Genomic DNA, 14,818 nt, shown 5'->3' with positions numbered 1-14,818 from the left:
ACCGCACTGAGCCGTGCAGAGTGGGGGCGTTGTCATGGAACAACGCCCCCACCCACGGATCGATGAATCCGGAGGCTGTTTCACGTGAAACCGGTCGACCCCCGTCTGCTCCGATACGCACACGCCACCCGATTCTTCCTGGCCGCGGTGGTGCTCCTCGGACTGGCGGGGGCCGGCCTGGTGATCGCCCAGGCGATGCTGATCGCCGAAATCGTGGTGGGCGGCTTCGAACAGGGGCTCTCCGTAGCCGAGCTGGGCACCCCGTTGCTGCTGCTCGCCGCGGTGGCCGCGGGCCGCGGTCTGATCGGCTGGCTCACCGAACTCGCCGCGCACCGGGCGAGCGCCTCGGTGAAATCCGAACTGCGGGGCAGGCTCCTCACGCACGCGACCGCGCTGGGACCTGGCTGGCTGAGTGGCCGGCGCTCCGGTTCACTGGTCGCGCTCGCCACCCGCGGTGTGGACGCGCTCGACGACTACTTCGCGCGCTATCTACCGCAGTTGGGCCTCGCCATCGTGGTGCCCGTGGCGGTGCTCGCGCGGATCGTGACCGAGGACTGGGTCTCCGCGGCGATCATCGTGATCACCCTGCCGCTGATCCCGCTCTTCATGATCCTGATCGGCTGGGCGACCCAGGCGCGCATGGACCGCCAGTGGACGCTGCTCTCCCGGCTCTCCGGGCACTTCCTCGATGTCGTCGCCGGACTGCCCACGCTGAAGGTGTTCGGCCGGGCGAAGGCGCAGGCCGAGTCGATCCGGAAGATCACCGGCGAGTACCGGCAGGCCACGATGCGCACCCTGCGCATCGCCTTCATCTCCTCCTTCGCCCTGGAGCTCCTCGCCACCCTCTCCGTCGCACTGGTCGCCGTCACCATCGGCATGCGGCTCGTCCACGGCGAACTCGACCTCTACATCGGCCTGGTCGTCCTGGTGCTCGCCCCCGAGGCCTATCTGCCGCTGCGGCAGGTCGGGGCGCAGTACCATGCGGCCGCGGAGGGCCTGGCGGCCGCCGAGGAGATCTTCTCAGTACTGGAGACCCCGCTGCCCGCGGCAGGCAGCGGTCCCGCGCCCCACGGCGAGTTGAGCGTCGAGGACGTCACCGTGCGCTATCCCGGGCGGGACACGGCCGCCGTCGAAGGGGTCTCGTGCACGGTCCGCGAGGGCGAGACGGTGGCGCTCGTCGGACCCAGCGGCGCCGGCAAGTCCACCCTGCTGCACACGGTGCTCGGTTTCGTACGCCCCGACGAGGGCCGCATCAGCATCGGCGGCACGGACCTCGCCTCCGTATCGCCCGAGGCCTGGCACCGGCAGGTCGCCTGGGTGCCGCAGCGGCCGCATGTCTACGCGGGGACGCTGGCGGAGAACGTACGGCTCGCGCGTCCGGACGCCACCGACGCACAGGTACGCGAGGCACTGCGGGACGCGGGCGCGCTGGAGTTCGTCGACGCCCTGCCCGAAGGGCTCGCCACCCTGCTCGGCGAGGACGGGGCCGGGCTGTCGGCCGGACAGAAGCAACGGCTCGCGCTCGCCCGGGCGTTCCTCGCCGACCGGCCGTTCCTGCTCCTCGACGAACCGACCGCGGCGCTCGACGGCGGCACCGAGGCACAGATCGTGGACGCGGTACGGCGGCTCGCGGTGGGCCGTACCGTGCTCCTCGTGGTGCACCGGCCCGCGCTGCTCGCGGTCGCGGACCGGGTGGTTCGGATCGAAGGCGGCGCGCCCGCCGGTGAACTGACGCCCGCCTCGGCCGCCGTGGCCCTGCGGGAAGGAGCGGCCGAGGCGGCCGCCGGGGGCGAGGGGCTCGTCGCGGCCCCCGCGGAAGCGGACGGCACCGCGGCGCCCACACGGGCCGGAGCGCTCGCCCGCGTCCGCGGGATGGCGGGGCAGCGGCGCGGTCGGCTGCTGCTCGGGCTGCTCCTCGGCAGCCTGGCGCTCGGCAGCGCCGTCGGTCTGATGGCCACCTCCGGCTGGCTGATCTCCAAGGCCTCACTGCAGCCGCCCGTCCTGCACCTCATGGTGGCCGTCACCGCGACCCGCGCCTTCGGCATCGGGCGTGCCGTCTTCCGCTATGCCGAACGCCTGGTCACCCATGACGCCGTGCTGCGGATGCTCGCCGACACCCGGGTCGCCGTCTACCGGCGGCTCGAACGGCTCGCGCCCGCCGGGCTGCGCACCACCCGGCGCGGCGATCTGCTCGCGCGCCTCGTCGGCGATGTGGACGCGCTGCAGGACTACTGGCTGCGCTGGCTCCTGCCCGCGGGCGCCGCCCTGCTCGTCGGCGTGGTCGCGGCCGGCTTCACGGCCTGGCTGCTGCCCGAGGCCGGGGCGCTGCTCGCCGCCGGGCTGCTGCTCGCCGGGGTCGGGGTGCCGTGGCTCAGCGGCCTCGTGGCCCGCCGCGCCGAGCGCAGGCTCGCGCCCGCGCGCGGGGTTCTGGCGACCCGGGTGGCCGATCTGCTCACCGGAACGGCCGAGCTGACGGTCGCGGGCGCCCTTCGGGCCCGTACGGACAAGGCGCGCCACACCGACGCCGAACTGACCCGGATCGCCTCGCGGGCCGCCGGGGCGACCGCACTCGGGGCCGGACTCACCGCGCTGATCTGCGGACTCACCGTCGTCGCCGCCGGGGCCGTCGGTGTCGCGGCGGTCGGCGAGGGACGGCTGAGCGGGGTCGCCCTCGCCGTTGTCGTACTGACCCCGCTGGCCGCCTTCGAGGCGGTGACCGGGCTGCCGCTCGCCGTCCAGTACCGCCAGCGCGTCCGGCGCAGCGCGGAACGGGTGTACGAGGTGCTCGACGCACCCGAGCCCGTGCACGAGCCCGCCACCCCCGCGCCCGTGCCCGCCGACCCCTTCCCGCTGGAACTGCGCGGCATCACGGCCCGCCACCCCGGGCAGGACCGGGACGCCCTGTCCGGCATCGGCCTGAGCCTGCGGCAAGGGCGGCGGATCGCGGTGGTCGGCCCCTCCGGATCCGGCAAGACGACCCTGGCCCAGGTGCTGCTGCGGTTCCTCGACGCCGCAGACGGCACATACACACTCGGCGGGATCGACGCGTACGGCCTGGAGAGCGACGGAGTGCGGCGGCTCGTCGGACTGTGCGCGCAGGACGCGCACCTCTTCGACTCCTCCGTACGAGAGAACCTGCGGCTCGCCCGCCCCGAGGCCACGGATGCCGAGCTGCGCGAGGCGCTCGGGCGGGCACGGCTGCTTGCCTGGGCCGATTCGCTGCCCGAGGGCCTGGACACGCTCGTCGGCGAGCACGGGGCGCGGCTGTCCGGCGGGCAGCGGCAGCGGCTCGCGCTGGCCCGTGCGCTGCTCGCCCGCTTCCCTGTGCTCGTCCTCGACGAGCCCGCCGAGCACCTCGACCTGCCCACCGCCGACGCGCTGACCGCCGATCTGCTTGCCGCGACGGAGGGGACGGCGACCGTGCTGATCACCCACCGGCTCGCCGGGCTCGAAGCGGTCGACGAGGTGCTCGTCCTCGACGGCGGGCGGGTGGTGCAGCAGGGCCCGTACGCCGAGCTGGTCGAGGCGGAAGGGCCGCTGCGGGCCATGTGGGAGCGGGAGTGCGAGGCGGAGGCGCTGGTGGGAGCGGCTCACTGAAGGATGCTCGGGGCGTATCCGACTTTCTCTGATAATTCGGTCTCACTACGCTCAAGGCATGCCAGCCCCCGCCGACCCCGAAGAGCAGCCCGAAGCCTTCCCGGCCGGGCAGCCGCCCGCGGCGCCGCGGCCCACAGAACCGCCGGCCGCGGAACCGCCGGCCACAGAGCTGTCGGTCACAGAGCTGCCGCCTGCGGAGCCGCCGCCCTTCCCGGAGCGGGACGTGACCGGGACTGCCGCCGCCGAGCAGGCCGCGCGCAGCCTGCAGTCGCTGCCCGAGGAGCTCGCGGCCCGGCTCCCCCAGCTGCTCGAAGCCATGGTCTCGGTGGGCAGCGGGCTCGATCTGCACAGCACGCTCGACCGCATCGCCGAGACCGCGGCAAGCCTCACCGCGGCCCGGTACGCGGCGATCGGCGTGATCAACGACGAGGGCGACGGGCTCGCCGACTTCGTCACCTACGGCATCTCACCCGAGCAGCACGAGCTGATCGGTGCGCTGCCCGACGGCCGGAGCGGTTTGCTCGGCGCGCTGATCAAGGATCCGTCGGCCGTACGGCTCGACGACCTGAGCCGGGATCCGCGCTCCGTCGGCCTCCCGGCACACCATCCGCCGATGCGAAGCTTCCTCGGCGTACCCATCCGGGTGGGCGGCGAGATCTTCGGCAATCTGTATCTGACCGAGAAACGCGACGGCGGCCGTTTCAGCATCTACGACCTGCACATGGTCAAGGTGCTCGCGACCGAGGCCGGCATCCAGATCGGGAACGCCCGGCTCTACGAGGCGACCCGACAGCGCGAGCGGTGGATCGACGGCTCGGTGGCCGTGACCACCGCACTCCTGTCCGGCGCCGACGCCGATGAAGCGCTGACCGTCGTCGCCGAGCAAGCACGCAAACTCGCCGCATCGGCCGCCGCCTTCGTGCTGCTCACCGCCGAGGAGGGCGGGCTCGAGATCGTCGCCGAGTCCACCGAGAGCGGGCCCTCCTCCGCGCTCGGCCGACTCGTACCGCCCGAATCACCCGTCGTCGATCTGGTACTCGCGGGCGAACCCGTCTTCGTCGACGACGCCGCCACCGACCAGCGTCTGATCACCGACCTCGCCCGCGCCTACGGACCCACCCTGTTCCTGCCGCTGGAGAGCGGCGGCCGGGTCCTCGGAGTGCTCGCCGTGCCCCGCATGCCTGGGGCGCCGCAGTACACCGAGGGCGAGCGGACGCTCGCCGTGCAGTTCGCGGCGCAGGCCGCGCTCGCGCTGATGATGGCCGAGGCCCAGCGCGACCGGGAGCGGCTCGCCGTCTTCGAGGACCGCGACCGGATCGCCCGCGATCTGCACGATCTGGTGATCCAGCGGCTCTTCGCCACCGGGATGATGCTGGAGAGCGCCGAGCGGCGCGCGGTGGTCCCCGAGGTACGGACCGGGGTGGGCCGGGCGGTCGACGAACTCGACGTGACCATCCAGGAGATCCGTACCGCGATCTTCGCGCTGCAGCAGGGGCCGACCGAAGTGCCGTCCGGGCTGCGGACCCGGGTGCTCAGGGAGATCAACATGGCTGCGGTGCCCCTGGGGTTCACGCCCTCGCACCGCTTCCTCGGCCCGGTGGACAGCCTCATCGGCGAGCTGACCGGCAAGAATCTCATCGCCGCGCTGCGCGAGGCGCTGTCCAATGCCTTCCGGCATGCCCGGGCCACACGGATCGAGGTCGTGCTCGACGCGCGGGCCGCGCTGCCGGACGGCCGGGAGGGCGTACGGCTGACCGTGGCCGACGACGGCATCGGGATTCCGCCGGACGGCCGCCGCAGCGGGCTGCGCAACCTCAAGCGGCGGGCCGAGTCCCTGGGCGGCGACAGCTGGTACGGGCCGGGGATCGGGCCGGAGGGGGCGGGGACGACGGTGGTGTGGCAGGCGCCGCACTGAGGGCGCGGGGTGGTGTTTCACGTGAAACATGGCGGGTTATCAGCCGTTTCACGTGAAACAGGGCTGAGTTCGGGGTGTTTCACGTGAAACACCCCGCCGGACGGTCCGCGGGCCTTCCCTCCGCGTCCGGGGCCTTCCCTCCGTGTGCCCGGGCCTTCCCCACGCGCCCGGGCCTTCCCTGCGCGCCCGGGCCGCCCCTTCGCGGCCCCCTGACTGGCTCAACCCCCCGACCCCGTATGGGGCAAGCATCACCCCTGTGCCCTGCTCGGACGGGCGTGGCGTCAGGCAGCGGGTGACGATCCGTGCATGGTCCTGACGCCGCGTCGATTTCCGCCCGTACTCCTGGTGGGCGCGCTGTTGCTCATGCTTGCCGGCCCCGCGGCCACCACCGCCACCGGCGCCGACGGGGACGGGCCGGGCGGCCACGACCACGCTTCCACGAGTGCCGAAGTGGCCGCGCTGCTCGAAGAGGCCGCGCAGGCCACGCAGAAGTACGAGGAGGGACGGCGGGCCGCCGAGACCCAGCGCAAGAAGGCCGAGCGCCTCGAAGGCCTCGTCGCGAAACAGCGCAAGGAACTGAAGCTGCTGCACGCCGAATTGGGGCGGATCGCACGCGACCAGTACCGCAAGGGCAGCGGACTCCCCTACACCGCGCAACTGCTCCTCGCCGACGACCCCGACCGGCTGATGCAGGGCCAGAACCTCGCCCTGCAGGCCAACCTGGCCATGAACCATCTCATCGAGAAGACCCAGCAGGCGGCCCGCCGCCTCGACGAGCAGCAGCAGCGGGCGACGGCCGCCTGGCACTCGCTCGACGCACGCAAGGCGAAGCTGGCCGATCTCAAGCGCGGGATCACGAAGAAGCTCGAGGACGCCCGGTGGACGCTGCAGGGCCAGGCGGACGCACAGGTCGCGGCGGGCGCCTGCCGTGGCGCGGTACGGCTCGACCAGCCGTCCCTGCCGCAGGGCCGCGCCTGGGTCGCGCCGGTCACCACGTACGAACTCTCCGCGGGCTTCGGCAGCGGCGGCGACCGCTGGGCCCACCGCCACACCGGGCAGGACTTCGCCGTCGGCATCGGCGAGCCGGTCCGGGCGATCGGGAAAGGCCGCGTGGTGCGGGTCTCGTGCGGTGGCGCCTTCGGGATGGCGGTCGTGGTGCAGCACCCGGGCGGCTACTACTCCCAGTACGCCCACCTCGCCTCCGTCACCGTCGACCAAGGCGAGAAGGTTCGCACGGGCCAGTGGCTCGGCCAGGCGGGCACGACCGGCAACTCGACCGGCCCCCACCTGCACTTCGAGGTACGCCTCACCCCGGACCTGGGCTCGGGGGTCGATCCGCGGGCGTGGCTCGCCGAGCGGGGCGTGAAGCTCTGAGCCGACCTGACGCGAGGCCCGTCAGCCGCGGACCTCGTCGAGCAGCTGCTCGATGATCACCGCCACGCCGTCCTCGTTGTTGGCCACGGTGTGGCCGGAGGCCGCGGCGACGACATCCGGGTGTGCGTTGCCCATGGCGTAGGAGCGGCCCGCCCAGCTGAGCATCTCCACATCGTTCGGCATATCGCCGAATGCCACGACCTCCTCGGGCCGGATGCCGCGCTCCTCGCAGCACAGCGCGAGCGTGCTGGCCTTGGAGACGCCCGGAGCGCTGACCTCCAGGAGCGCGCTGGGGCTGGAGCGGGTGGCCTCGGCGCGCGGCCCCAGGGCGGCCCGCGCCAGGCCGAGGAACTCGTCCGGTGCCAGCTCCCCGTGGTGGGCGAGCAGCTTGAGGACCGGCTGTTCGGACCGCTCGGAATCCTCGGCGAGCAGCTTCTCGGCCGGAGCGATCGCGATCACCGGGTCCATGTGCATCGGCGGATAGGCGAGTTCATGGCAGATCCCGCCGGTGCGCTCGACGGCGAACGAGGTGCCCGGGGCGGCCGTACGCAGACTCCGGACGACGTCCAGGGCGGTCTCGCGCGCCACGGGCCGCAGCTGCACGAAGCGGTGCTGCCCCGCCCCGCCGTGCAGATCGACCACTGCGGCACCATTGCCGCAGATCGCCAGGCCGTGCCCGTGCACATGATCACTGACGACGTCCATCCAGCGCGCCGGACGCCCGGTGACGAAGAAGACCTCGATCCCCGCCTTCTCGGCGGCGGCGAGCGCCGCGACCGTACGCGGCGAAACTGACTTGTCGTCCCGCAGCAGCGTTCCGTCCAGGTCCGTGGCAATGAGCCGGGGGCGGGGTCGGGCGGGCGCGGGGCCGGGGGAGGTCGTCACACCGGCATTCTTTCGCATATGCCCCAGGGGAGTGCGCTCGGGTGCGCACCCGAGCGGCCGGGAGCACGCCCGATTGCCGGAACCCGGCAGGAATCACCGGCCCAGGTTGTGCCCCCTCTCCCTGTCCCACCCCGCGGACGTCGTCATATCGTCCGTCTCCGGGAGCCGAGCCGAATCCGCTCGGGCTGGAGGGCTGGCATGTCCGGCAAGGTGAGGACGAAGAAGAAGGCAAGGCGGCGCAACCGGCTGCGCAAAGCCGGACAGCTGGGCTCCGCGCCCCGCCGCCTCGGGCTGCCGAAGCCTTCACGGCGCGCCGAACAGCAGGCACGGCAGCTACGGCGCAAGGGGCTGATCGCCGTTCCCGTCGGTCTGGTGGTGTTCCTCGTCGGAGCCGTCATGCTCTTCGGCCTCGTGCCGGACGCGGTGGCCGAGGAGCGCGCGTACAAATCGGCCGTGCCCTGCGCGTTCCCCGACCCGGGCAGATGGCAGGACTGCCTGCAGACCGCGTGGTTCACGGTGCAGGACACGAAGACCGTCGACGGCAAGAACTCCGCATACTGGGTCGATCTCTCCGGCCACGAACTGGGCAGCGGACGCGCGCATCTGCACCGCGATGCCGAGGCATTCCTCGACGCACTCGAGCGGGGCGAGCTGGTGCCGGTCACCGTCTGGCGCGGCCGGGTTGTGGCCGTGCACGACGGCGACCACGTCTGGGCGACCGGGGAGGACCCCCGGGGCGACCCACTGCTGTTCGCCGCCGGCGGCGGAGTGTTGCTGCTGATCGCCGGCTACGCGTTCTTCGCCGGCCCCCGGTGGCTGCTGCGGCCGTGGAGCTGCATCCCGGAGCCCCCACGCTCGCTGACCGCGGGAGCATGGCTGATCACGGCACTCATCGCCGAGGTCGTCCTCGCCGCCTTCGTCCAGTCCCTGGTGACCGACGCGAGCCTGTGGCTCATGGCGGGCGTATGGCTCGTGAGCGCGCTGGTGACCGTAGTGGTGGCCGGGATGCTGCTGCACCGCTCGCGAGGGACGGCGACCGGATGAGGCAACCCGAGTCGTGCGGCCGCCAGGACGCTCCGCTCACCGTCCTGCGCTGAACCCGCCGGTTCCGGACGCTTCCGCGGCCGGGCCGGTCAGGACAGCTGCGCGAGCGCCTCGGTGGCGATCTTCTCGAAGGCGGCCTGGTCGGTGGCGAAGTCCGAGTCCGGGATCGGGGCGTGCACGACGATCTCGGTGAAGCCGAGCTCCGCGTGCCGGCCCGCGAAGTCCACGAAGGCATCCAGGGACTCCATCGGCCGGTTGCCCTCCGGGGTGAAACCGGTGAGCAGGACCTTGTCCAGCTCCGCCACGTCCCGGCCGATCCCGTCGCACGCCGCGCCGAGCTTCTCGATCTGCCCGCGGATCGCCGCGCGGGACTCCTCCGGCGTCCCCTTCTCGAAAAGCTTCGGATCGCCCGTGGTCACCCACGCCTGCCCGTGCCGGGCCGCGAGCCTCAGACCGCGCGGGCCGGTGGCGGCGACGGCGAACGGCAGCCGCGGGCGCTGGACACAGCCCGGGATGTTGCGCGCCTCGGTCGCCGAGTAGTAGGTCCCCTCGTACGTCACCGAGTCCTCGCTCAGCAGCCGGTCGAGAAGCGGCACGAACTCCGCGAACCGATCGGCGCGCTCGCGCGGCGTCCAGGGGGACTGGTCGCCCTGGAGCAGGGTCGTGGCGTCGAAGCCGTTGCCGCCGGCGCCGATGCCGAGGGTGACGCGGCCGCCGGAGATGTCGTCGAGCGAGATGAGTTCCTTGGCGAGGGTCACCGGGTGCCGGAAGTTCGGCGAGGTGACCAGCGTTCCCAGGCGCAGCCGCTCGGTGGCGGCCGCGGCCGCGGTCAGCGTCGGCAGGGCGCCGAACCACGGGCCGTCGCGGAAGGTGCGCCAGGACAGGTGGTCGTAGGTGTACGCGGTGTGGAAGCCCAGCTGCTCGGCGCGTAGCCACTGGTCACGGCCACCCTCGTGCCACCGGCGTACGGGAAGGATCACGGTGCTCAGGCGCAGACTCATGCCCCCGAGCTTACGGCGGCGCGGCAACGCCCACCGGCCGGCCCGGCGCGCGCCGCTCAGTCCGGCAGGCGGAGGTAGCGGGCCGGTACGGCGGCGGTGAGCCACACGCCGTTCGCGCTCACGCGGAAGACATGGCCGTCGCGGTGCATCGCGCCCGCGTCCACGGAGAGGACGACGGGGCGGCCGCGGCGGGCGCCCACGCGGGTGGCGGTCTCCCGGTCGGCCGAGAGGTGGACGTCGTGGCGGGCCATCGGGCGTAGGCCTTCGGCGCGGATCGCGGCCAGATTGCGGGCCACCGTGCCGTGATACAGGTACGCGGGCGGGGTGGCGGGCGGCAGGTCCAGGTCGACGGGGACGGTGTGGCCCTGGCTTGCGCGGATCCGACCGCCCTCGACCGCGAAGCGCCGCTTGTCGTTGCTCGCGACCACGTGGTCGAGCTCGGCGCGGGTGAAGACGAAGCCGTGCTCGGCCGCGGCGGTGATCAGCGCATCGATCTCCACCCAGCCGCCCGGGTCCAGGACGAGGCCGATCCGCTCGGGCTGGTGACGCAGGTGCTTGGAGAGATACTTCGAGACGCGTACGGTGCGCCGCTCGTCGGGTGCTCGGTTGGTCATCGGCACAGCATGCCCAGGCGGGCCCGGGGGCGCATCCGGGTTTCCCGTGGGCGGCCGGCGGGTCTGATCCAGTTGGCTTTGAATTACCGGAAAATTAAGCGGAGTTAGGCATGATCCACAGGTAACCCGACTTATCCACAGGCGTGTTGGCGAATGTGTGGACAACTCACCGATGGCTTAATGCTGTTGATCAACTGATGGTGTGGCCGCGTGCTTTGTGGCCAGGTGATCCAACAACCGCGCCTGCACCTCGCGTTCGGCCGCCGTGGCGATGAACGCGGACAGGCCCTCCGCGCCAACCAGCCCACGCACGGCATCAATAGTCCGAACCGGGAGCGCCACCGGAACGTCATGCGGAGCCGATACGGGGGCGGGTGTGCCGCCGAGGAGATGCTGCAGGTGCCGGGTGGCGAACGTGCGCATCGCGCGGGCCAGTTCGGCATCCACGGTCTGCTGCGCGAGCGGCCGCAGCTTCCTGACGAGCGCGGCCGCCTCGGCGGCATCGGCGTCCGTCGGCGGCTGGTGGGCGAGATAGCGCAGGAAGACATGCTCGGTCGTGAACTGAAGGAAGCGGGCGGCTATATGCTCCACCTGCACCCGCAACTCCCTCAGATGCGCGGATATCGCCCGCAGCGGAACCCCCGCGGCATGCAATTCGGCGGCCACCGAGAGTTCCTGCGGACTCGGCACCAGGAACTCGTCCGCACGGCCCGGAATCCTTTCGAGCACGCCGAGTTCGATCGCCTCCTCGACGGCCTCCTCGTCCGGGGCGCCGCCGAATCTCCGGTCGAGTTCGGCGCGGGTGATCCGGTCCGCCTCCTCGTCCGTCCACGGCCCGTCCACGGCGGCGACCAGGCCGAGGACACCGCCCAGACCGCGGCCGGAGTCCCAGGCCTCCAGGAGTTCCTTGATGGAGGCGAGGGTGTAGCCGCGGTCGAGGAGGTCGGCTATCTGGTGCAGGCGGGCGAGGTGGGCCTCCCCGTACACATTGGAGCGGCCCCTGCGTTCGGGGCGGGGAAGCAGCCCGCGGTCCTGGTAGGCGCGGATGGTGCGGACGGTCGCGCCGCTGTGCTGCGCGAGGTCCTCGATCCGGTACTCCGCCCGCTGCTCCGTCATGCTGCCGCTCCTCTCGCGCGTGCCCGCCCCGCTCGACTGATGGATCACACCGGTGGCTCCAGGCGGGCGACCGCCCGCAGTGCCTTCGGCGTGAAGCGGGACATCAGGTGGGCGCCGCGGGCCTCCGGGGTGACCGGGGCCACCGCCTTGTTCGTGAGGACGGCGTCCAGGATCGCGTCGGCGACCTTCTCCGGAGGATAGTTGCGCAGGCCGTAGAGGCGGGAGCTGCGCTTCTGGCGGCGCTTCTCCTCCTCCGCGTCGACACCCGCGAAACGCGCCGTCGCCGTGATGTTCGTGTTCACGAAGCCGGGGCAGACCGCGGTGACGCCGATGCCCTGCCCGGCGAGCTCGGCCCGCAGGCACTCGCTGAGCATCAGCACCCCCGCCTTCGAGGTCGAGTACGCGGGCAGCGCCTTGGAGGGCTGATAGGCCGCAGCGGAGGCGGTGTTGACGATATGGCCGCCCTGACCGCGCCCGGCCATCTGCCCGCCGAAGATCCGGCAGCCGTGGATGACGCCCCACAGGTTGACGTCGAGGACCTTCTTCCAGTCCTCGGAGCTCGTGTCGAAGAAGGAACCGGAGAGACCGATCCCCGCGTTGTTGACGAGGACGTCGACGATCCCGTACTCGGTGGCGACCTTCTCGGCCAGCTTCTCCATCGCCGCCTCGTCCGAGACGTCCACCTGCTCGCCCCAGGTCTCGGCCGCACCGAGCAGACCCGCCAACTCCGCCGTACGGGCCGCCCCTTCACCGTCCCGGTCCACCGCCACGACCCGCGCCCCCGCCTCCGCGAAGGCGAAGGCCGTGGCCCGACCGATCCCGCTGGCCGCCCCGGTGACGAGGACGAGCTGTCCGCCGAAGCGCTGGGAGCGGGCGGCCGCCCGCCTGGTCCGGCGCGAACGGGTACGCGTGCCCGTCCCGGTGCCGGTCGCCACGGCCCCGCCCGGCTTCCCGGCCGGCGTCTCCACCGTCCGTACGAACTCGTCGATCCAGGCCGCCAGCTGATCCGGACGTGTCCGCGGCACCCAGTGCTTGGCCGCCACGGTGCGCCGGGTCAGCCGCGGCACCCACTGCTCGAGGTCGTCGTAGAGCTTCGGCGAAAGGAAGACATCACCCTCGGGAGTGATCAGCTGCACCGGCGTATGCGCCCGGGCGTCGGGACGCGGGCGGGTCAGCCGGGCCCGTACGTTGTCCCGGTAGAGCCAGGCGCCGTGGGCCGCGTCCGAGGGCAGCGAGGACGTCGGGTATCCGGCGCCGGCCGGCACCTTCTCCAGACGGGCGAGCAGCTTCGGCCACTGCTTGCCGAGCGGCCCGCGCCAGGCGAGCTCGGGCAGCACCGGGGTGTGCAGCATGTACACGTACCAGGACTTCGCGCCCTGGCCGAGCAGCTGGCCCACCTTGCGTGGGGTCGGCCGGGCCATCCGCTGCTTGATCCAGTGCCCGAAATGGTCGAGCGAAGGCCCGGATATGGACGTGAACGACGCGATCCTGCCGCGCGTACGCTCCACCGTCGCGAACTCCCAGGACTGCACCGAACCCCAGTCGTGCCCCACCAGATGCACCGGCTGGTCCGGGCTCACCGCATCGGCGACGGCCAGGAAGTCATCGGTGAGCTTCTCCAGGGTGAAGCCGCCGCGCAGCGGGGTCGGCGCGGTGGAGCGGCCGTGGCCGCGTACGTCGTACAGCGCCACGTGGAAGTGCTCGGCCAGGCGCACCGCGACCTCGGACCACACCTCCTTGGAGTCCGGGTACCCGTGCACCAGGAGCACGGTGGGCCGGGCGGCATCGCCCAGCTCGGCGACGCACAGCTCCACCCCGCCCGTACGCACGAACCTTTCGCGCGCGCCCTTCAGAAGCCCGCTGCCCACCTGCACGAGTCCGCTCCCCACGCTCACGTTCCCTCTCCTGCCGCCTCCGCCGCGCATGCCCGCGACGCCGCGTTCACCCGCACCGCCCGTGACGCCGCGTTCACCCGCACCGCCCGTGACGCCGCGTTCACCCGCGCTGTCCGCCCTGCCCGCGTTGGCTTCACCCGCGCTCTTCGCGCCGTCTTGGCCCGCGCTGCTCACGCCGTCCTCCTCCGTGCCCAGCGCCGCACATGCGGCAGATCGTCATCGAGCCAGAACGCGCTCTCCGCGGGATCCGCCGAGTCCGTCACCACGAGCAGCTCCTCGAACTTCGCGCCCGTCCCCCGGAAGCCGAGATGCGGTTCGACCGCCCACAGGCCCGGCTGCGGCGGATGGTCGGAGAACTTGTACGGCGACCACAGCGGCGACCAGCCGTCCCGGTGCCCGTGCAGGGCGTCGCTCGCGAGGCCCTTGAGGGACTGGGCCCCGAAACCGAACAGATTCGGGTTGAACCGGCGCTCCTTGACCCGGTCCACCTTGTGCGCAATCACCCCGAACGGGTAGGCGCGGTGCCGGTTGGCATAGCCCTGGCGGGCCATCAGGCGTTCCACGTCCTCGTATATCTCCCGCAGCGGCCGCCGCTCGCGGACCTCGGCGAGGATCAGCTCACGGTGTGCTTCGAGGTCGTCCATCAACTTGTCGTGCAGCGGGTTCGGTCCCATGCAGCCCGAGTAACCGATGTCGGCCGTATGGCCGTTGAAGACCGGCGCCATGTCGAGGATGTACGGCATCCCCTCCTCGAGCACCCGGTTGGTGGGGAAGAACTGCAGTGGGATCCTGAAGCCGGTGAACGCCGTGCGGTCCCCGAACCACGCGAACGGCAGATGGAACCAGTCCCGCACCCCGCGGTCACGCAGCCACACCCGCTGCATGCGGGCGGCCTCGCGCTCGGTCACGCCGGGCGTGAGCTGGGCGGCCACCGCCTCGGCGCACTCATACGCGAGGGCCTGGACCTCCCTGAACCCCCGCAACTGCGGCCCTGCAGATACCAATGCGCTCATGCCACCCCGCCTGTCCGTCCGGTCGTGCATCCCGCGTGCTTGTCAGCCCCTCAAGCTCTCGGCTTCGCCGGAGCAGGGGTGTCCCCTTCGCAACTTGACACTGATGAATGTGACAATGCCCGGCGGCGACGTCAAGAGGTGGGCTGCGAGCTGTGGACAACTCGGACGGCGCCGCCCCCGGCCCCTGTGGATAACTTCGGGGGTGTCGGCGGGCGCGGATAGCCTGGAAAGGGGCTCGGCCCCCCGGGCGGGAGGGGTCTGTCACGGGCTGGGTCTGTCCCCGGCAGGGCCCGTCACGGGCAGGGCCGTGCGGCACAGCGCCGGGCGCGCACCCCCTCACCCCCCACCCCCCACCCCTCCCCCC

General features: G+C 72.3%; 10 protein-coding genes. 4 read left to right on the top strand and 6 right to left on the bottom strand.

All coding sequences use genetic code 11. The features are described from left to right. Positions 1-84 precede the first annotated feature (84 nt). The 3 genes from cydD to ACLF6P_RS02270 all read left to right on the top strand — a co-directional run bounded on the left by cydD (position 85) and on the right by ACLF6P_RS02270 (position 6,886). Complete coding sequence (cydD, locus tag ACLF6P_RS02280; RefSeq protein WP_415947635.1) at positions 85-3,597, top strand: thiol reductant ABC exporter subunit CydD; 3,513 nt, start codon at positions 85-87, stop codon at positions 3,595-3,597. 58 nt (positions 3,598-3,655) lie between these two features. Continuing rightward, positions 3,656-5,512 carry a sensor histidine kinase gene (locus ACLF6P_RS02275; RefSeq protein WP_415947634.1) on the top strand — a complete coding sequence of 619 codons (1,857 nt, stop codon included), beginning with the start codon at positions 3,656-3,658 and terminating at the stop codon, positions 5,510-5,512. Positions 5,513-5,818: 306 nt separating this feature from the next. Beyond that, on the top strand, positions 5,819-6,886 hold the full coding sequence (locus ACLF6P_RS02270) for a M23 family metallopeptidase (RefSeq protein ID WP_415947632.1): 1,068 nt from the start codon (positions 5,819-5,821) through the stop codon (positions 6,884-6,886). A gap of 21 nt (positions 6,887-6,907) precedes the next feature. On the opposite strand, the gene ACLF6P_RS02265 is transcribed toward ACLF6P_RS02270, so the two are convergent. After that, positions 6,908-7,789 carry an HAD hydrolase family protein gene (locus tag ACLF6P_RS02265; protein WP_415947630.1) on the bottom strand — a complete coding sequence of 294 codons (882 nt, stop codon included), beginning with the start codon at positions 7,787-7,789 and terminating at the stop codon, positions 6,908-6,910. Positions 7,790-7,969: 180 nt separating this feature from the next. On the opposite strand from ACLF6P_RS02265, the gene ACLF6P_RS02260 reads away from it, so the two are divergent. Next, on the top strand, positions 7,970-8,815 hold the full coding sequence (locus ACLF6P_RS02260; RefSeq protein WP_415947629.1) for a hypothetical protein: 846 nt from the start codon (positions 7,970-7,972) through the stop codon (positions 8,813-8,815). Between the two features lie 89 nt (positions 8,816-8,904). Here the strand turns inward: ACLF6P_RS02260 and ACLF6P_RS02255 are convergent, their stop codons facing one another. From ACLF6P_RS02255 to ACLF6P_RS02235, 5 genes are all read right to left on the bottom strand, one after another. Beyond that, a complete protein-coding gene (locus tag ACLF6P_RS02255; protein ID WP_415947628.1) occupies positions 8,905-9,816 on the bottom strand; it encodes an LLM class flavin-dependent oxidoreductase in 912 nt (303 codons plus the stop codon). A 56-nt stretch (positions 9,817-9,872) separates the two neighbouring features. Continuing rightward, complete coding sequence (locus tag ACLF6P_RS02250; RefSeq protein ID WP_415947626.1) at positions 9,873-10,430, bottom strand: RNA 2'-phosphotransferase; 558 nt, start codon at positions 10,428-10,430, stop codon at positions 9,873-9,875. Between the two features lie 177 nt (positions 10,431-10,607). After that, on the bottom strand, positions 10,608-11,546 hold the full coding sequence (locus ACLF6P_RS02245) for a MerR family transcriptional regulator (RefSeq protein ID WP_415947624.1): 939 nt from the start codon (positions 11,544-11,546) through the stop codon (positions 10,608-10,610). Between the two features lie 44 nt (positions 11,547-11,590). After that, positions 11,591-13,471, bottom strand: a complete 1,881-nt coding sequence (locus ACLF6P_RS02240) for an SDR family oxidoreductase (protein ID WP_415947835.1) — start codon at positions 13,469-13,471, stop codon at positions 11,591-11,593. A 140-nt stretch (positions 13,472-13,611) separates the two neighbouring features. After that, positions 13,612-14,454: a M24 family metallopeptidase gene (locus ACLF6P_RS02235; protein WP_415947622.1), complete on the bottom strand. Its 843-nt coding sequence runs from the start codon at positions 14,452-14,454 to the stop codon at positions 13,612-13,614. Positions 14,455-14,818: the final 364 nt, after the last annotated feature.

It is taken from the genome of Streptomyces lothianensis, from assembly GCF_047779955.1.
Classification (GTDB): Bacteria; Actinomycetota; Actinomycetes; order Streptomycetales; family Streptomycetaceae; genus Streptomyces.
The sequence above is the reverse complement of the archived record's forward strand: the minus strand, read 5'-3'. Positions and strand labels throughout refer to the sequence as shown.

Bases quoted from the DNA above. Each gene is read 5' to 3' on its own strand.
- ACLF6P_RS02275 (WP_415947634.1), top strand. From the start codon at position 3,656: ATGCCAGCCCCCGCCGACCCCGAAGAGCAGCCCGAAGCCTTCCCGGCC.
- ACLF6P_RS02270 (WP_415947632.1), top strand. From the start codon at position 5,819: ATGGTCCTGACGCCGCGTCGATTTCCGCCCGTACTCCTGGTGGGCGCG.
- ACLF6P_RS02265 (WP_415947630.1), bottom strand. From the start codon at position 7,789: ATGCGAAAGAATGCCGGTGTGACGACCTCCCCCGGCCCCGCGCCCGCC.
- ACLF6P_RS02260 (WP_415947629.1), top strand. From the start codon at position 7,970: ATGTCCGGCAAGGTGAGGACGAAGAAGAAGGCAAGGCGGCGCAACCGG.
- ACLF6P_RS02255 (WP_415947628.1), bottom strand. From the start codon at position 9,816: ATGAGTCTGCGCCTGAGCACCGTGATCCTTCCCGTACGCCGGTGGCAC.
- ACLF6P_RS02250 (WP_415947626.1), bottom strand. From the start codon at position 10,430: ATGACCAACCGAGCACCCGACGAGCGGCGCACCGTACGCGTCTCGAAG.
- ACLF6P_RS02245 (WP_415947624.1), bottom strand. From the start codon at position 11,546: ATGACGGAGCAGCGGGCGGAGTACCGGATCGAGGACCTCGCGCAGCAC.
- ACLF6P_RS02240 (WP_415947835.1), bottom strand. From the start codon at position 13,471: ATGCGCGGCGGAGGCGGCAGGAGAGGGAACGTGAGCGTGGGGAGCGGA.
- ACLF6P_RS02235 (WP_415947622.1), bottom strand. From the start codon at position 14,454: ATGAGCGCATTGGTATCTGCAGGGCCGCAGTTGCGGGGGTTCAGGGAG.